Source organism: Nocardia sp. NPDC003999 (assembly GCF_053604885.1).
Window position 1 is genome coordinate 96,768 of the sequence record NZ_JBSGIB010000005.1, and the last position, 16,609, is coordinate 113,376.

The 16,609-nt window shown below is 59.7% G+C and carries 17 protein-coding genes and 2 pseudogenes; 12 read left to right on the top strand and 7 right to left on the bottom strand.

Going from position 1 to position 16,609, the window contains the following annotated elements; all coding sequences use genetic code 11:
- Positions 1–473 precede the first annotated feature (473 nt).
- Positions 474–815: a Zn-ribbon domain-containing OB-fold protein gene (locus tag ACWESM_RS13335; RefSeq protein WP_397281331.1), complete on the top strand. Its 342-nt coding sequence runs from the start codon at positions 474–476 to the stop codon at positions 813–815.
- Positions 816–940: 125 nt separating this feature from the next.
- Here ACWESM_RS13335 and ACWESM_RS13340 read toward each other — a convergent pair whose 3' ends face one another.
- A complete protein-coding gene (locus ACWESM_RS13340) occupies positions 941–1,885 on the bottom strand; it encodes a LysR substrate-binding domain-containing protein (RefSeq protein WP_452491880.1) in 945 nt (314 codons plus the stop codon).
- Between the two features lie 82 nt (positions 1,886–1,967).
- Between ACWESM_RS13340 and ACWESM_RS13345 the strand changes: the two genes are divergently transcribed.
- The 5 genes and pseudogenes from ACWESM_RS13345 (at position 1,968) to ACWESM_RS13365 (ending at position 5,630) form a co-directional block, all read left to right on the top strand.
- Positions 1,968–3,158 (top strand): thiolase family protein, encoded by a 1,191-nt coding sequence (locus ACWESM_RS13345; RefSeq protein ID WP_452491882.1) that lies wholly within the window; start codon positions 1,968–1,970, stop codon positions 3,156–3,158.
- Positions 3,158–3,814: a 3-oxoacid CoA-transferase subunit A gene (locus tag ACWESM_RS13350; RefSeq protein ID WP_452491884.1), complete on the top strand. Its 657-nt coding sequence runs from the start codon at positions 3,158–3,160 to the stop codon at positions 3,812–3,814. The genes ACWESM_RS13345 and ACWESM_RS13350 overlap by 1 nt, the downstream gene beginning before the upstream one ends.
- On the top strand, positions 3,811–4,464 hold the full coding sequence (locus ACWESM_RS13355) for a 3-oxoacid CoA-transferase subunit B (protein WP_452491886.1): 654 nt from the start codon (positions 3,811–3,813) through the stop codon (positions 4,462–4,464). The genes ACWESM_RS13350 and ACWESM_RS13355 overlap by 4 nt, the downstream gene beginning before the upstream one ends.
- Before the next feature lie 206 nt (positions 4,465–4,670).
- Positions 4,671–4,868 (top strand): annotated as a pseudogene (locus ACWESM_RS13360) (response regulator transcription factor); the annotation flags it as partial.
- 381 nt (positions 4,869–5,249) lie between these two features.
- Complete coding sequence (locus tag ACWESM_RS13365; protein WP_452491887.1) at positions 5,250–5,630, top strand: helix-turn-helix domain-containing protein; 381 nt, start codon at positions 5,250–5,252, stop codon at positions 5,628–5,630.
- 116 nt (positions 5,631–5,746) lie between these two features.
- On the opposite strand, the gene ACWESM_RS13370 is transcribed toward ACWESM_RS13365, so the two are convergent.
- The 4 genes from ACWESM_RS13370 to ACWESM_RS13385 all read right to left on the bottom strand — a co-directional run bounded on the left by ACWESM_RS13370 (position 5,747) and on the right by ACWESM_RS13385 (position 9,659).
- Entirely contained in the window at positions 5,747–6,535 is a 789-nt protein-coding gene (locus ACWESM_RS13370) for a HEPN domain-containing protein (RefSeq protein WP_452491889.1), read from the bottom strand.
- The gene (locus ACWESM_RS13375) at positions 6,532–7,734 is read right to left on the bottom strand and encodes a DUF262 domain-containing protein (protein ID WP_452491890.1); all 1,203 of its coding nucleotides are present in this window, start codon (positions 7,732–7,734) and stop codon (positions 6,532–6,534) included. Before ACWESM_RS13375 ends, ACWESM_RS13370 begins: the two co-directional genes overlap by 4 nt.
- Positions 7,735–8,529: 795 nt before the next feature.
- Complete coding sequence (locus ACWESM_RS13380; protein WP_452491892.1) at positions 8,530–9,195, bottom strand: hypothetical protein; 666 nt, start codon at positions 9,193–9,195, stop codon at positions 8,530–8,532.
- Between the two features lie 8 nt (positions 9,196–9,203).
- Positions 9,204–9,659 (bottom strand): hypothetical protein, encoded by a 456-nt coding sequence (locus ACWESM_RS13385; protein ID WP_452491893.1) that lies wholly within the window; start codon positions 9,657–9,659, stop codon positions 9,204–9,206.
- Between the two features lie 423 nt (positions 9,660–10,082).
- Here ACWESM_RS13385 and ACWESM_RS13390 point away from each other — a divergent pair.
- The 5 genes and pseudogenes from ACWESM_RS13390 to ACWESM_RS13410 form a co-directional block, all read left to right on the top strand.
- Positions 10,083–10,283 (top strand): annotated as a pseudogene (locus tag ACWESM_RS13390) (ImmA/IrrE family metallo-endopeptidase); the annotation flags it as partial.
- A gap of 321 nt (positions 10,284–10,604) precedes the next feature.
- Positions 10,605–10,985: a helix-turn-helix domain-containing protein gene (locus tag ACWESM_RS13395; RefSeq protein ID WP_452492178.1), complete on the top strand. Its 381-nt coding sequence runs from the start codon at positions 10,605–10,607 to the stop codon at positions 10,983–10,985.
- A gap of 456 nt (positions 10,986–11,441) precedes the next feature.
- Positions 11,442–11,954, top strand: coding sequence for a toll/interleukin-1 receptor domain-containing protein (locus ACWESM_RS13400; RefSeq protein ID WP_452491895.1), 513 nt, complete (start codon positions 11,442–11,444; stop codon positions 11,952–11,954).
- Between the two features lie 68 nt (positions 11,955–12,022).
- Positions 12,023–12,469, top strand: a complete 447-nt coding sequence (locus ACWESM_RS13405) for a DUF4231 domain-containing protein (RefSeq protein ID WP_452491897.1) — start codon at positions 12,023–12,025, stop codon at positions 12,467–12,469.
- Complete coding sequence (locus ACWESM_RS13410) at positions 12,462–12,935, top strand: GNAT family N-acetyltransferase (RefSeq protein ID WP_452491899.1); 474 nt, start codon at positions 12,462–12,464, stop codon at positions 12,933–12,935. The genes ACWESM_RS13405 and ACWESM_RS13410 overlap by 8 nt, the downstream gene beginning before the upstream one ends.
- A 355-nt stretch (positions 12,936–13,290) precedes the next feature.
- On the opposite strand, the gene ACWESM_RS13415 is transcribed toward ACWESM_RS13410, so the two are convergent.
- Together ACWESM_RS13415 and ACWESM_RS13420 are read right to left on the bottom strand one after the other, a co-directional pair.
- A complete protein-coding gene (locus ACWESM_RS13415) occupies positions 13,291–13,542 on the bottom strand; it encodes a hypothetical protein (RefSeq protein WP_452491900.1) in 252 nt (83 codons plus the stop codon).
- Positions 13,539–14,492: a hypothetical protein gene (locus ACWESM_RS13420; protein ID WP_452491902.1), complete on the bottom strand. Its 954-nt coding sequence runs from the start codon at positions 14,490–14,492 to the stop codon at positions 13,539–13,541. The genes ACWESM_RS13415 and ACWESM_RS13420 overlap by 4 nt, the downstream gene beginning before the upstream one ends.
- Before the next feature lie 160 nt (positions 14,493–14,652).
- Here ACWESM_RS13420 and ACWESM_RS13425 point away from each other — a divergent pair, with 160 nt between their 5' ends.
- Entirely contained in the window at positions 14,653–16,602 is a 1,950-nt protein-coding gene (locus ACWESM_RS13425; protein WP_452491904.1) for an ATP-binding protein, read from the top strand.
- Positions 16,603–16,609 lie beyond the last annotated feature (7 nt).

Below are 16,609 nucleotides of genomic sequence, written 5' to 3' on the forward strand. Positions count from 1 at the left end.
CGGAGTTGTTCCTACAACGGCTGAGATCACTATCGAACCGGGAACGTCCGGCAGTCCTACCGGCTTGCAGTACCTGCGACGTGTCCGTGGCCTTGGCAGCAGATGTCGGGTGTGTGCCGATTCGTCGGCGGGTACCCGCAGGTTGCGCGAGCACTGAGGTTGTGGCGCTGGAATCAGGTGCCGAACAGCGAGCGAGGTTGTCAGAGATGCCGCGGGCTGGTGCGGAGCGTAAATGCAGTGTGGCCTGTCCAGGCCCTGTGGCTGACAGGGGGTTTTCCGCCGCGCCGGTCGGTTGAGGCGGGAAATAGGTATACCGCGGGTCATTCGACCGTCGCCGGGCGCGTCTTTCCATCGCAGGCTGGAGCGGAACCTGTCAGCACCCTCTCGTGGAGGCCCGTATGTACCCGCCTGACCTGGAGAAAACTGCGAAGTGCCTCGGCGACGACAGCGGGCTGTGCGCGGATGACGTGTTGATGATTCACCGTTGCGTGCGGTGCGCCAAGCTGCTCGCGCCGATCACGTCCGGGTGTTCGTCCTGCGGATCCGGCGAGCTCGAGCGTGTGCCGTCCTCAGGTGCGGGCTCGGTCGTGTCGTGGCGGGTTGTCGACCGAGCCTCGACCGATCGGCCAGGTAGGTTGGTGCCGCTGACGATCGCGATCGTGGCGCTCGACGAGGGCCCTTGGGTCTACACCTCCCTGGAAGGGGAGATCCCCTCGTCGCCGGGCCGGTCCGTGCGCGTTCGATTCCAGCCCCATCCATGGGAGGACCGGTTCCCAGTCTTCGCGGTCAGCGCCGATCCCCGAAATTCGGCGTAGTGGCCCGCGACGCGCCTATCCGATCGAGACTGATCGATGCACCGCTCACCAGATCAATCTGTCTACCGAGGCCACTTTGCCACGGGTACGTCGGTGTCCAACCAGTGCCGTAGCGGGTGGGCCTGCTAGATAGCGTGCGCTGCGGCTCGGACCAGCGCCGCGACAGTTGCCACGCCGGGCGAGTTTTCCGATTCCCGTCGGGCCAGCATGAGATCGACCGTTTCCGGCTGCCGGAGTGGTCGGTAGGTGACGCCGTCCAGTCCTAGGCTGCGGACGGGTTCGGGGGCGAGGGCGACGCCGAGGCCGGCGGCTACGGAGACGGCGAGGGTGGCGGTTTCGCTGACTTCCAGGACGGGAGGTCGGAATCCGGCGCGGGCGCATGCGTCGAGCACCAGGTGGTGCATGGTGGATCGGTCGCCGGAGGGGTGGGTGATGAATGTTTCGCCGTCCAGGGCGGCGAGATCGACCGGATCGGTGTGGGCGAGTGGGTGGTTGACGGGGAGGACGGCGAGAAGGTGTTCGGTGCGCAGTGTTTCGAGCACGATGTTCGGCGCGTCGGGGCTCCGTGCGAGGAGGTGGTGGAGTCCTCGTTGTGGTCCCGGTTCGGAGGTCGGTTGGGGCCGGACCAGTGCCAGGTCGTATTCGCCGGTGGCCAGGCCGTCGAGCAGTTGCGGGGACAGCAGTTCGCCGCGCACTCGCAGGTCGATGTCGGGGAGTTCGGTGCGGACCATCCGGGTCAGGCGGGGGAGGACGTCGTAGGTGGCGGTGCCGATGAAGCCGACCGAGACGCGGCCTGCGCTGCCGCGGGCGAATGCCGCCATGTCGTCGCCGGCGCGAGCGCATGCCGCCTCGATCCGCCGCGCGTGTTCGGTGAAGCGTTCGCCCGCGGGGGTGATCTCGACGCGGCGGGTCGAGCGGTCGAACAGCTGAACCCCGAGTTGGGTTTCGAGCTGTTTGATCTGCTGGGACAGGGCGGGTTGGGCGATGTGGACGCGAGCTGCGGCCCGGCCGAAATGACGCTCGTCGGCGAGGGCGAGGAAGTAGCGCAGGGTCCGCAGGTCGAAGTCCACACAGCAATCCTATCGCCGCTACTTATCAATGCGCGTTAAATGAGTATTGGACTGCATCAATAGGGGTGTTTACCGTCGAGGCGTGACCGCTTCCTTCGTCTATGCCGCGGCGCGTACGCCGTTCGGGCGTTTCGGGGGTGCGCTGGCCGATCAGCGCCCCGATGATTTGGCCGCCGCGGCCCTGTCGGCTGTGCTTGCCAAGGCACCGCACCTGTCTCCTGATGCGGTGGGGGATGTGATCTGGGGGTGTGCGAATCAGGCCGGGGAGGACAATCGCAACGTCGGCCGGATGGCGGTGCTGCTGGCCGGGCTGCCGACCGGGGTGCCGGCGACCACGGTGAATCGGCTGTGTGGCTCGTCTTTGGATGCGGTGATGAGCGCCTCGCGGGCCATCGAGGCCGGTGACGCGGAGGTGGTGGTGGCCGGGGGTGTGGAGTCGATGACGCGGGCGCCGTGGGTGTTGCCGAAGCCTTCGCGGGCCTTTCCTGCCGGGAACGTCACCGTGGTCTCGACCACGCTGGGCTGGCGGCTGGTCAACGACAGGATGCCTGCGGAGTGGACGGTGTCGCTGGGTGAGTGCAACGAACAGCTCGCGCAGTTTTTCGGGATTTCCCGTGCCCGCCAGGACGAGTTCGCTTCCCGCTCACACCTTTTGGCGGACGCGGCGTGGGATGCGGGTTTCTACGACGACCTCGTGATCGCGGTCGGTGGCCTGGCCCGCGACGAGGGCATCCGTCCCGGCTCCACTGCCGAGAAGCTGGCCGGATTGAAACCGGCGTTCCGGGAAGATGGGTCGATCACCGCCGGGAACGCTTCCCCGCTCAACGACGGCGCCGCTGCGGTCCTGCTCGCGAGCGACTCAGCCGAGTTGGGTATCGATCCGCTGGCGCGGATCGCGGGCCGGGGGACGTATGCGCTGGATCCGCAGGACTTCGGTTACGCACCGGTGGAGGCGGCCAATCGCGCGCTGGCTCGCGCGGGGATCGGCTGGGCTGATGTGTCGGCGGTGGAACTGAACGAGGCTTTCGCGGTGCAGTCGCTGGCTTGTGTCGATGCCTGGCTCGCGCAGGGGCTGGCCGATCCGGAGATCGTCAATGCCAAGGGCGGCGCCATCGCGATCGGGCATCCGCTGGGTGCTTCGGGCGCGCGGATCGTGGGCACTTTGGCGCACCGTCTCATCGAGTCCGGTGACCGGTGGGGTGTGGCCGCGATCTGCATCGGTGTCGGTCAGGGATTGGCGGTCGTGCTCGAGAACATGCGGGAGGTGTGGTGATGGTGGAGGTCTGTGCGACGACCGCGGCGGCGGTCACCGGAATCACCGACGGCAGCACTATTTTGGTCGGTGGTTTCGGTATGGCGGGCATGCCCGTGCAGCTCATCGAAGCGCTGATCGAGCAGGGCGCGACCGATCTGACGGTGGTGTCGAACAACGCGGGCAACGGCGACACCGGCCTCGCCGCGCTGCTGGCCGCCAAACGGGTGCGCAAGGTGATCTGCTCGTTTCCCCGTCAGTCCGACTCGTGGGTCTTCGACAGCCTCTACCGGGCCGGGCAGATCGAGCTCGAGGTCGTGCCGCAGGGCAACCTCGCCGAACGCATCCGGGCGGCGGGCGCGGGGATCGGCGCGTTCTTCTGCCCCACCGGCGTCGGCACCCAACTCGCCGCAGGTAAGGAGACCCGCGAGATCGACGGCCGCACTTACGTTCTGGAGTATCCCCTGAGCGGGGACATCGCCCTCATCGGCGCCTACCGATCGGATCGAATGGGCAACCTGGTCTACCGCAAGACCGCCCGCAACTTCGGTCCGGTCATGGCGACCGCCGCCACCACGACCATCGTCCAAGTCAAAGAGATCGTCGAAACCGGCGCCCTGGATCCCGAAGCGGTCGTCACCCCCAGCATCTACGTCGACAAGGTGGTCGCGGTATGAACACCGGCCCGCTCAGCAAGGATCAGATCGCGGCCCTGATCGCCGAGGACATCCCGCCCGGCGCGTATGTCAACCTCGGCATCGGCCAACCCACCACCGTCGCCGACCACCTCTCGTCCAGTTCCGGGGTGGTGCTGCACACCGAGAACGGCATGCTGAACATGGGCCCCGCAGCGGTAGGTGACGACATCGATCCAGACCTCACCAACGCGGGCAAGATCCCCGTCACCGAGCTCCCCGGAAGCGCCTACTTCCACCACGCCGACTCCTTCGCCATGATGCGCGGCGGACATTTGGATGTGTGCGTGCTCGGCGCCTTCCAGGTCTCCGCGACCGGTGACCTGGCGAACTGGCACACCGGCGCACCCGACGCCATCCCCGCGGTCGGCGGCGCGATGGACCTGGCCATCGGAGCCAAGCAGATCTTCGTGATGATGACGCTGTTCACCAAAGACGGCACCCCCAAACTCGTCCCGACCTGCACCTACCCCCTCACCGGAGTCGGCTGCGTATCCCGGGTCTACACCGACCTCGCGGTCTTCGACATCGAACCCGACGCAGTCGTCGTGCGCGACATCTTCGGCATCACACTCGAGGAGCTGGCGCGCCGCTTGGACGTGCCCCTGCGAGGCCGACGAGTAACGGCCTGACCGGAGTCACGTCCGGTCTTCCGGCTTCCCGAGTTGTGACCGCCGCAAGACAGCGTGTCACCGGTCGCCGGCCGACCACGCGCGCGGTCCTGGAACGAACGGTCGCATCAGCGTTCACCAGGCACCAGCTTCCGGTGGACCGTTCAGCACCGGGAAAGAGGTCAAGTCCGAATGCATGGTTTAGCGGATGGTGGTCCGCGTCAGGGCCAGGCATGGCACTGACCAGACGTGAACGCCAGGTCGCAGAGCTTATCGCCCAAGGCGGCACCAACAAACAGATCGCCGCTGAACTGGTGATCTCTCAACGCACCGCCCAGGGCCACGTCGAGCACATCCTCACCAAGCTCGGATTCACCTCCCGCGCTCAGATCGCGGCGTGGATCGCAGAAGGCGCCGATCGATAAAATCAGTGAGCGCCTCGACCAGTTGTCGGTGTGCTGTACCTAAAGCAAGGTCGATACTCGGACACGCCCCACGCTAGGGACGTGTTGAGCGCTAGTGTTCCGCGCCTGAAATCCGTTGATTGATTCTCGGATTGCCGCGATCGCGGTCCGCCACGGCGAACACCTCGTGCGGGCGCATGCCGGTGCCGGTCCATCGGGACGTCCTGGAACGCTGGGCCCGCGGCGACGAGGGCGAAAGTACGAGATTTTGACTGGCTCGGGTCGAATCCGGCCCCATGCCGATGAACGAGAAAACTCTTCCGACGCTGGTCGGAAAGGGTTTTCGCTGTCGAGGTTAGCGGACGGTATTTGAAACAGTGGGAGCCGGATTGGCTCAGCAAGGTGATCGCCAAGATCGAGGCTGCACCGCCCCGCCGGCCGAGAGCGACAGGTAGCAGCGTGATTCGACCGCGGCGGCTGGATCGTCGGCTGTCGGCCGACACTATCGCTGAGGTGGTCGAGGCGTATCGGGGTGGCGCATCGACGAACCAGCTGTGCGAGCAGTATGGCGTGTCGAAGGGCGGGCTGCTGAAAATCCTCCAGGGGCACGGGGTGCAGAGGCGGAACCAGCCGATGACCGAGGAGGAGATCGACTGGGCAGTAAGGCTTTACGGTGAGGGGCAGTCGCTCAATGCTGTTGCCCGAAGCTTGAGCAAGGCAAAAGGGAGCGTATGGAAGGCATTGCAAAGCCGAGGAATTGAAATGCGGCCATCAACACGGTAACAAGTCGAGCACCACTTCATGGAAGCGTCCGGACTTGAGCGACTATGCGAAAGTATCGTGAGGCGGATTCCGCGATCCAGCGCATAGCACATATAATAAAACAGAATCACACTGCACTAGTGCGGAACTTGCAGTACGTCTACCAAAACTTTTCCCAACACTCTAAAGTAGCTGCAATCCTCTTTCACTTTATCCGTGGCTGGAAATATGGTGCCTGCCGTTGGGTGTGCTAAGCCGTTTCGATCCTTCATGATTCCGTCCAGCCTACTAGTGGCGGTGGATCGGCACTGGGAGTCATCTCCTACGCCAAGATGGGACTTCAGTGGTGCTTGCTTGCCCAGCTCCCGCCAGATATCTTCCAAGTCCACCCTCTTGAACACATCGGCCAAAGTTCGACTGTTCATGTTGGATTCGGTAATTGCGAGTAAGTCGGATCTGATCTCTATCGAGCCGCTCTGATGCGTCAGATTACCTGCAAGTTGAATGACTATTTGCTCACCGTCGGAGCGCGAAAATCCGTAACGGCGCGGGCTTGAGGCAACTGAAAGCGCTTGATCGAACATCTGCGCTCTAAGCTTTTCTGGAAGGTCTCCATAGACGGATGCCTTTGAACTTAAATCGTCTGCGATTGCCACGACAAGCTCCCGAACAAAATTCTCAAATCGTCCGCAAATATAAAGTAATAGCGATCCCGAAATGATCGGAAGGTCTGTGCGAACCTTCGGACTGAGCGCGGAGAGGGACTGGGCTTCGGCCCAAACCACGCGCCTGTCCGACACCTCATCTGGGACTCTGGACGCGGCAAAATCTCGAAATGCTCCTACCAATTGAAGGAGATGTTCGGTGCGGTCGAGGTCTTGATCGAAGTCGGAAAGAATGGGCGCCAACCTAATTGCTGCGATCATTTCCGCAAACCTGCCATCAGGATTTCCCCCGCCAGCTCGACGCGGTCGTGCACTGCCTGGATAGTATTACCCCTACCTACTAGGACGTCATAGGTATCCTTGTTGGCAAGCGCCTCGTGCAATGCCGCGGTAATATCCTCCTTCCTATTCCTAGTTTCATAGTCCGCGGTTTGAGAAAACGCAATCATCAACGCGTCATACAAAGGTCGGCTAAGCCTTCCACTTTCCGGAAGACGGAAAGTTTCCGCGCCGAATATTGAATGCAACCCTGCCAGGCAACTGTGGAATTTCTCGGATAATTCCGATGCCTCAATCTCGTCGAGGTTGACGTTCGCCTCCATGTAACCGTCCAGAATGGACCGCAGGGACCCTACCACACCTCGATCAATTGCGTCCTTCAGGGCGAAGAACCTCAGGACCAGCTCAGAATCGGCCATCGTGGAGAATAGGCTGTTACGCAGGAGCTCGGCCGATGGTCCATCCTCTTCGCCTTCGGTATATCCAGGGATATTCCATATCTCAGTAAAGAGTGGCGCACGCGCCAACCTTATCAACAGAGTGTTAAGTCTTCCTGGATACAGCGCGTTCCGAAGTTCCTGCGGGTTGAGCTTAATCCCTCCAGTGTTCAACCGATCAAAAAGAATGCGGCGAACATCCAGTTCCCCAACTTCGTACCTTTGCGTCTCCGCCAAGAGCACCACTGCCGGCAGGCTTCGACGCAACAAACCTTTCTGCAGAACGTCCGGCAGATCCCGAAACCTCTTCCCGTTCAGCTCTGCCCAATATTCTAGACCGGATAATTTAAACCCATCGGCAAGGAAGGTGGTGATTGCATGGAGCCGCTGGCGGCCATCAATCGCCTCGTAAGAATTGTAGTCGCGCTCATACAGGAAGATTGGCGGCACCGGTATGTTGAGAAGTAGCGACTCAATAAGAAGTGACTTCTTCCGGTTCGGCCAACGCAACCGCCTCTGGTAGGTCGGAGATATGTCGATAAGCTCTTCGCCCGGACGAAGTGCATGCTTGAGATAGTCGAGTTGATAATCCTTCGTTTCGCGAACAACCCTCAACTGGCTGGTTGCATACTTCTTTGCGGGGTCGACTGCCTCTACGGGCAACGCCGGCGAATGGTCATCATCTTCGTCGTCGAACCAGTCAGCCACATCGAGGTCACTCACCGAAGTCCCAACATCTACCATAGCTGCAGCATAGCCAATGCCCGGCGTTTTGGCGCGCTGAATTATTCGGACAGTCGATTCACGGAGGCAGCACAATGCAGACCAGTCGGTACTGAATGGTCCGAATATCTCCAGGGCAGCCGAATCTGCTGTATACCCCACAGGGAATCGCGCTCTGACCTGCATAATTCTGCTTTTATGGGGATGAATTCCCTCGCAGCTCAAATCGGGAGCGCTACCGCAACCCCGCACTAGGCATCCCACAACCTCGCTACCGATACCCGCGCCACCGCCCTGGCTCTGCGCGTGATCAACCGGCCCCACCTGGTGCTCAGCGAGCACACCGGCGTCCCCGAACTCTGCATCACCCATCGAGCACCCTATCTTCAGGTGCCGGTACTTCGTGTCGCGTCACCGAAATGCCTGGAATGCCAGCGAATGTCGACCAACGGATAGCCGGACTCTGTTCATGCTGGACGCCGGTGGCTACGCGTTTGTGCGCGGTCTCTGCGGTGGCGAATCCAGTTTCTGCGGTGGGGCGGGAGGGTGAGACTCCCGCCCCGCACTGTGGTCCTATGCTGCTGCTCGCAGAAATTTCGCCAGTTTCTTGGCGTCTTTGGCGAGTTTCGCGTGGTCGGGGCGCAGATACAGTTCGGTGACCCGTTAGTCGGAGTGGCCGGCGATCTGCTGTAACCGGTGCAGGGGGGAGACCGGCGTCGGCGAGCCAGGTCAATCCGGTATGCCGCAGTGAATTATTCTGGGTCGGGCTTCTCGGAAAGTTCTCAAGTCACCCTCGAAGGATAAACCGTATGTCGATTAAGACTTGGTCGCTATCCAATTTCGAATCGCGGTATGAATGTGTGAGCGGAGTCGCTCAACAGCAGGTGAAGTAGGGGTCAGTTCGTCAAAACACACGCCATTGCCCTTCTTTGCTATTAATTTCATGATGTTGTCGGAGCCTTTTGCCGGGAATACGAGGTTGCACTTTTCCTTGGAAAGCTCGGCGCCCAGTCCCAAGAATCCCCGTCCCACGCCCAGCCCCGGTGATGCGCCGTAGTTCTTGGCTTCGATCGCCGCCACCAGCTTGGACTTACGTGGGTGCTTGCATCCGCGGCGGCTCCAGTCGGCTTCTTCGCTATCGAGCACAGCGATGTCACATTCGTGAGCGACGCCGGAGGTGCCAACGACCATCACCCCAAGGTGTATCTCAAGCTGCACTCGCTTACCAGGGAACCTAACAGTAATGAAAGTAAAATCACCCGTCCACAGGTTTCCTGGTGATCGCCGAAACCGGATCTGGGTCGTCGCTGAGCGGCCGTCATAGGTGATCATCGTTCTGCCACCAGCTTGGTGCGCGGCGTCCACAGCTATCGAGACCAATGCGGCCTCATAAAGATCGGATTCAGCGGCATAGTCCCGATAGGCTGCATGCAGAGATGCGAGGGAACGTTCGACGAACCGAATCAGTTCGTCCTTATTCACGCGCGCGTTCACCCTTGCCGCACCAGTTCCAGAGCCTGCTCCAAGCCTCTCAACACAGACTCAATTTCCTCCGTCTGAAGTATTTGTGCCATCGACATTGTCATGATATTTTCATCGGTGTCTGTATCGACGAAGGTGATGCGGTAATTTTCTTCGCCTTGGCCTACTGCGGCACCTAGCAGCTTAGCGATAGCCTGACGGGATTCAATCGCAGTCCTCGCAATGGTGGCCAAGGCAGCGAGAAGGATCTCCAGCCTTTCGTCGTCGGAGTACTTTCGCGTGGTTATCTCAGTTGGCTTTGGTTTGGGCTTCGAGTACCACCCCGAGTTCGGCTCCTCACCAGGTATATCTATTCCGCGGGAGACCTCTGCCCTAACCTGACGAGCGACTTCAGGGAATAACTGCATGACCTGTCCGATCAGGGTTTCATAAGCCTGCCCACTGCCTTCCACCGCATCCCTCACCGTCTTGACATCGTGTTGACGAGCTGGGCTTCCAGCTTACCGAGGAGGCAGGCCGGACTCCTCCGTCGGTCCGTCACCCGACATCGGGAGTCGTTGCTCGGCTTGGAAATTGATGGCGATCGCTAACGCCATGGGCGCCCTGAGCATGTTGCCGGCGACTGGGTGTGGCTATGGTTCGCGCGACCGAACGATGCCGCCGGGTGACGTACTACAGAGGGTTCAAGGCCGAGGTCGAGCGGCTGGCAGTCGAAACCCGCAAGGAGATCGGTCTCACCGAATACCAGCAGCTCAAGCCTCGGGCACTGGCTGAACACCTCGCTATTCCGGTGCTCACTCTCGGCGACCTCGACCCACGAACCCGGGATGGGCAAGGCACTCCGGGTGCTGCACGGCAACGAGGCATCCAGCTTCTCCGGCCTGACGATGTTCGTGGGTTCTCGGCGGGCTGCGATTGTTCACAACGAAGCCCATACCCTCGGTCGGCAGGCGAGCGACATCGGGCACGAACTCAGCCATGGACTGCTGATGCATCCCCCGGCTTCGCTCCACGACGGCCAGGGCTGCGGGAAGTGGAACAGTGACCATGAGGACGAAGCCAACTTTCTGGCCGGCGCCCTCCTCATTCCGGCCAAGGCTGCATGGGGACTGGCCAAGCGACGACCGGCTTGGAGGAGGCAGCCTGGCAGTTTGGGTGCAGCGTCGAGATGGTGCGGTGGCGGATCAATGTCACCGGGGCACGGCGGCTGCTGGCGAGGTGAGTTCACGTCGAAGGAGACACGCCGCAGACAGCCCCGACGCCTTCTCGCGTCTGGTCCGACGGAGCGGCCAGCCTCTTGCATAAAACACGCGTTGGTCGGACGGTTCAGGTACCGTCCTCCATCCCCTACTTCGGTCGGGGTTAGCGGACGGTATTTGAAACAGTGGGAACCGGAGTGGTTGGCCACGGTGATCCAGAAGATCGAGGCTGCTCCGCACCGCCGGCCTGCGACGACAGGCAGCAGCACGGTTCAAGCGCGGCGGTTGGATCGGCGGCTGTCGCAGGCCACAATCGCGGAGATGGTCGACGCCTACCGCTCTGGCACTTCCACGAACACGCTGTGCGAGCGGCATGGCTTGTCCAAAGGTGGGCTGCTCAAGATCCTCCAAGAGCATGGCGTCCAGATGCGGTACCAGCCGATGACTGACGAGGAGATTGACTGGGCGGTGCGGCTTTACGGCGAGGGGCAATCGCTCAATGCCGTGGCGCGGAAGCTCGGCAAGAGCAAAGGGAGTGTGTGGAACGCGCTGCGGCGGCGAGGGGTTGAGATGCGACCAGCAGCGAGATGATGAATACAAGTTAGCGAACTCGTCTACTTCATCCCGAAAGCGGATGACGCCCGAACGCCTCGATTGGCTGATCGGGCAACTGGATGAGTGGAAGTTGTTCTAGCGCTTCACGCGAGCACCGCTCGTACGGCCTCGGAAGATGGCCGTGTCGGTGGTGGTGCGCGGTTACAGAATCGCAAGTCGGCGTGTCGGGGGCTTTGATCGTCCCGGCCAGACCGCGGGGACTATCATGCGATCGTGAGTTCATGCACTGCCCCGGTCCGAGGCCATCGGACCGCCAGCGGAGCTGCGGCGTGCCCGGCATGCAGCGGCCGACGTTACGGGTACTCATCACCTCAGCCCTACTACTCGCCGCCGACCTATACGCCGCAGAGCAGCGGTGGAGGCGGCGCGGGCAGTCTGAGCGGGTCCAACAGCGGCAGGGTGCGCGCGCCTTGGTCGCCGAGCACCTCCTCCGTGATCTACACGCCTGCCGAGGTTCGGGCGTTGACTCCTGTTCGCCGCACGGTTGAGTTGCGGGCGAGTCAGGAGCCCGATCTTCGCGACGTTTTCCTTTGCCATGCGTGGGATGATCGGCTCGGCGCTCCGACGGAGTTGCGCGAATTGCTCGTAGCAAAGGGCGTGTCTGTCTGGTTCAGCGGGAAGGACATTGCGCTAGGCCTGCCGTTCATGCGAGAGATCGACAAGGGCCTGACAAAGTCTCGTACGGGTCTCGTTCTAGTCACCCCTGCTCTGCTGAAGCGTGTCGAAGGAGGGGGTGTCTCGGACAAGGAACTCTCGGAGTTGCTCGCACGCGATGTGCTGATTCCTGTCGTGCACGAGACGACCTTCGAGGATCTCCGAAAGGTCAGCCCCTTGCTTGCATCCCGAAACGGGTTGAGCACGGCGGATGATTCGATGGCGGAAATTGCCACCAAGATTGCCGAGTTGGTCGCCTATGAGGACAACTTAGTTAGCAACCTTCAATAGGAAATCGGGTTGCTGGATCGTGGAGTTCACAGAGAACTCAGCGTTTTGATCGCGGGGCGGGAGCTTGGATGACGAGCGATGCTACAGATGTGTCGTACGCTATGGATTTGGCGACCTCGTCGTACGAGTGGTATCGACGTGCTGCGATCAAGGCGCGGAGCTACCATCGGCTGACGGAAGTCCTCCAGCTGGTGTGCTCAGCCGCGATTCCGGTTTCTGCTGTGGTGATCGACGGAAACACCACCATACCCGCGGTGCTCGGCGCGGTGGTCGTCGTGATCACAGGCTTGCGGTCGTCGTTTCATTGGCATGATGACTATCTGCGCTTCAGCCAAGCTCGCGAGGCGGTGGAAGCACAGCGCCGCCTTTTCCGGACGGGTGCGTACCCCTACAGCAGCGACACACGCGAGGAGATTCTGGCCAAAGCGGTGACCGAGATCGAGCAGAACGAGATGGGTGCCTGGTTGAAGATCGCTCAACCGCAGGACGAATCACGTCCACAGCGGCGTGAGTGAATTGGACTCCCCGCAGCCTTCAAAGCCCTTGCCATCCGACAACGGCGAATCAAGCGTGGTCCTTCTGCCCGCCACCGATGAGGACCTTACCGCGATCGAGCCATGGTTCGACGACCCCGATACCCTGAAGCACCTTAGCTCATTCACGATCGTGGAGACCCCAGGCGCCCGGCGATATATTGCCTGGAACCACGACCGGGAGAGGGTCGCCTTCATCATGACGACTCCAGTAGAGATGGCGGGCAAGGTTCTGTATAACCAGGTCGCCGTGGGCTATACCGTTGCAGCTGGCCACCGGCGCAAAGGGTACGGCGCAGCGACTGTAAAGGCTTTATTAGATCATCCTGATACTCAGGACGTGAAGATTTTCGAGGCAGGAATTCATGCGGGAAACGATGGCAGTATCAAGGTCGTCGAACAATCCGGATTTGAACTTTCGTTGCTGACCTACAGGTTTCGACGGTAGAGAACTCGTATACCTGCTCCGAAATCCCTCCTTGCCAATAAGAACCTGCTGGCGCATACTGCGAATAGAATCTAATTGGAGCAACGGCAAATGAAATACTTCTACGTACCGGCGACGAGGAGCCTCTACTACTTGGATAGATCAGCACTTATGGCGATTCCCCATCTCTACACTGGAGTCATTGATACGGATGATGCTGTTCAGGTTGACGAAGATTTAGTCGGAGACGAAGTAATCGTTAGAGATGGCAAAGAGCTAATCTTGTCCGAAATCTATGCAGAAGCCCGACAGGTGTTGTCTCAACCGGTATCCGCAGACACGACCACCTAGGTTCCTGAGCCTCTGCTGCCGTCAATCAAAGGGCTGCCCACACGTCATCATGGATCTGTTCGGATAGCTCCGTCGCCCTTGGCCGGTATTCAGGATCACGAAAGCCCATAAGGCTTAGTCGGAAGACAAGCAAGATGTCCAGATAAGTCTTTTCACGAATATGCTCACATTGACGGCAGCGCATTGTTGCAGTGAAGAGGTGGCCCACCTGCGGCACATAGCCCACGATCATTATCTCTTCGATATACCACGATCGAGGATGCAGATGGAATCTCATGCCGCCGTTCCCTTCGATTGCTGTGGCGTCTGCTTCTTCGGTGTATCGGCAATCATCTGATCCAGCCAGGCCACGAGGTTTCTGGCATCGGTGTTGTCGTTGTCCTTCAGCGCATCTCGCAAGTGCCTGAATAGACCCTGGCGCTGGTAGTAGCGCAGTATCTGAAGACCGTTGTGTGTGTACCGTGGCGGCAGGTCATTCCAGCCAACGTCTTTGAGGTATTTGTAGCGCAACGTGTTGAGGGTTGGCCGCTTCTTGATCAGTTCCCATTCGCTCGGTGTTCGGTAGGCTTTCGATCCAGGTGCCGTGTCTCGCCGCTTGGGGAAATTGGCGGTCAGTAGCTGCCATTCAGCATCGGTGAGATCCGTGCTGGCCGGCGCCACAGCGTCGCTCCATGCTGCAAGCAGTTCCTTCGGAGACAGCACGCGCACCAAGTCATCTGGTGCCAACGAACGCTTTTGGTTCGACGCCAAAATCTCCCGTAGCTCACCGTGTTTGCTTGCTTCCGCCACCGCGCGCCACTCGCTTATAGTGGAGTGGGCCTCCAACCACACAATGGCGTCGGCCGACTCCTCCCCCGAGGGCCAGCTGTCGAGGTTGCCGATCAGCTCGCGAAGTGTAGGAACCGCAGTCACCGCGGCGTTGCGCACCTCGAAGGCCACTTCCCACGGTTCCAGTTGGAGCAGTCGATCGACTCGTTCCTCAACATTGACGTCAGTAGTGGCACCGTCTTTAGAGCGAAACAACCGATCCCGAACATCCGCCGGTAGATCGTGAAGGAGATACTGCCTTACCGCGGTGTGGAGTTCATCGGTCCATTCCTGGTAGTCCAGGGTGACTAGATTACCTTCGGCATCCTGACCTTCGGCAAAGCGGTACTCGTAGATGTTGCCGAACTCGGCATCGAGATATTTAGCCAGTAACTCGTAAGCGGGATAGTCTCTGCTCATGTATTTATATCTTGTATCTATTCTGGCAATCCGTCAAGCCATATCTACGACGACTCCTTCTGGACATGCCAAGAGCTACTTGCTTGCAGCGAGTTACAAACTGCACGACACATCGGTGATTCGCCCAGTGGTAGATGGCAAAGACGTGTAGTCTCGATCCGTGGAGAAGAAGGCTGTCCAGGCAGGTAGCGATACGATTCTGGAGCTCGCAGAGCGTACCAGTGCTGTCGATACCATCGCTGAGTTGATCTGGAATGCGATCGACGCCGAGGCGAGTCGGGTGGACGTGGCCATCAACCTCACCGAGTTCGAGGCCCCAGACACCATCGTCGTCAAGGACAATGGTCATGGTATGACGTATGACGAGGTGTCGGATTACTTCTTCATGCAGGGTGAGTCGTGGAAGAAAAAGAAGCGCTTCTCGCCTAACATCAAGCGCCCCCTTCACGGATGGCGAGGGCGGGGACGGCTGCTGGTCTACGGAATTGCGAGTCGAGCGGAATGGCGAACGATCGCCAAGATAGATGGAGAAAAATTTGAAACAACGATTTCCGGCTCGATTACGTCTCCGAACACCCTCTTTCAAGACGGGCCGTTCAGCACGTCGGATGAGGAAGGAACCACTGTCACCCTAACTGCACGGCAGACCTCGAAATCTAAGCGTCTCACCAGCGATGTCGCTCCGTTGACACTTATTGCTCGTCTCGCTTCTTCGCTTCTTGCTCTGAAGGACGTAAAAGTTTCATACTCGGGCAACGAGCTGAATCCCGACGCGTATATCATTCGCAATGAAGAGGTGCCGCTCGATCTTACCGAAGTGCCTCTTCACGGGAAGTCGGAACCTAAGCTACGAATCGTCGAATGGTCTGCTGACATGCGGTCCAAGGCTCTGTTCTTGTGCGACGAAAATGGCCATGTCATCACTCAAGTGGAGATGAAACGGCCGTCTTTGACGCCCATTCAATGGTCGGCATATTTGGAATGGGACGGGTTTAGTGATCCAGAACTGATGGGGCAAGCTGACCTCTTTGAGCCACGGATCAGACACGGCGCGCTTGTTGCAGCTGCGGACCGCGCAACTCAGGAATATCTCAATGGCCGCCTGCAAGAGCACAAGGGCGATGTTCTCGCGAAGTGGAAAGAGGAGAAGGTGTATCCATATCATGGAACACCGACCAGTGCGGCTGAAGAGGTTGAGCGTGAGATATTTGACATCGTTGCCGTTATAGCAAGCCCCGGTATCGGTCGTGACAAGAAACAGAAGAGTCTTTCACTTCGACTTCTCCAGGAGGCGACGCGTGCAGAACCATCACGCACCCGGCGTATCCTCGACGCCGTGCTGGATCTCAACGCTGAGGAGCAAGAGGTTCTGTCCGAATTGCTCGGGCGGACGAAACTGACGTCAATAATTCGTTCGGCTCAAACGGTGGCCGATCGTGCTGATTTCATCAACGGTCTCTCTGGACTACTTTTTTCTGATGAAACGCGAAAGGAATTTCGCGAAGTGGATCAGCTCCATCCACTACTGGTGCAGGAGCCCTGGGTCTTCGGAGACGAATGGTCCTTGGCTCTGTCCGAGTCTGGGCTCACGCGAGTGGTGAAGACGGTCGTAAATAAGCAGTCACCTGATGTCGAATTCGCGCCAGCGCCCGTCTTGCTGCCAGACGGGAAACGTGGGCGGGTTGACATGATGTTCTACCGATTTCTTCCAGAGAGCGAGAAGAACCGGAACCTTGTAGTCGAACTGAAGCGGCCGATGGACCTCACAATGGTCGAGTATTCGCAGGTTGCCAAATATGCCGCAGCCATCACGGGTCATCCGGAGGTCGCGAGCGATCGTAATATATGGGATTTTTGGTTGATCGGCACTAAGGTTGAAGATTCGCTGAATAACCTCCGCGGGGACGGGGGCCTTGTCAATGCGACAAGCAACTACCGATTGTGGGTCAAGACGTGGCCCGAGTTAATTGATCAAGCGCAGCGGCGAAACGAAGCTTTTCGGAAAGCGCTTGATCTCGTATCTAATGATCAATCGAGTCGCGCCTATTTGCAGAACAAGCACGCCGAATTCATCCCTCCGAGCGAACTACCTGACCAAATTTGTGAGTAACAGCCGA

Excerpts from the sequence above, each read along its gene's own strand:
- ACWESM_RS13335 (WP_397281331.1), top strand. The coding sequence starts at position 474 with ATGATTCACCGTTGCGTGCGGTGCGCCAAGCTGCTCGCGCCGATCACG.
- ACWESM_RS13350 (WP_452491884.1), top strand. The coding sequence starts at position 3,158 with ATGGTGGAGGTCTGTGCGACGACCGCGGCGGCGGTCACCGGAATCACC.
- ACWESM_RS13355 (WP_452491886.1), top strand. The coding sequence starts at position 3,811 with ATGAACACCGGCCCGCTCAGCAAGGATCAGATCGCGGCCCTGATCGCC.
- ACWESM_RS13370 (WP_452491889.1), bottom strand. The coding sequence starts at position 6,535 with ATGATCGCAGCAATTAGGTTGGCGCCCATTCTTTCCGACTTCGATCAA.
- ACWESM_RS13375 (WP_452491890.1), bottom strand. The coding sequence starts at position 7,734 with ATGGTAGATGTTGGGACTTCGGTGAGTGACCTCGATGTGGCTGACTGG.
- ACWESM_RS13405 (WP_452491897.1), top strand. The coding sequence starts at position 12,023 with ATGACGAGCGATGCTACAGATGTGTCGTACGCTATGGATTTGGCGACC.
- ACWESM_RS13415 (WP_452491900.1), bottom strand. The coding sequence starts at position 13,542 with ATGAGATTCCATCTGCATCCTCGATCGTGGTATATCGAAGAGATAATG.
- ACWESM_RS13420 (WP_452491902.1), bottom strand. The coding sequence starts at position 14,492 with ATGAGCAGAGACTATCCCGCTTACGAGTTACTGGCTAAATATCTCGAT.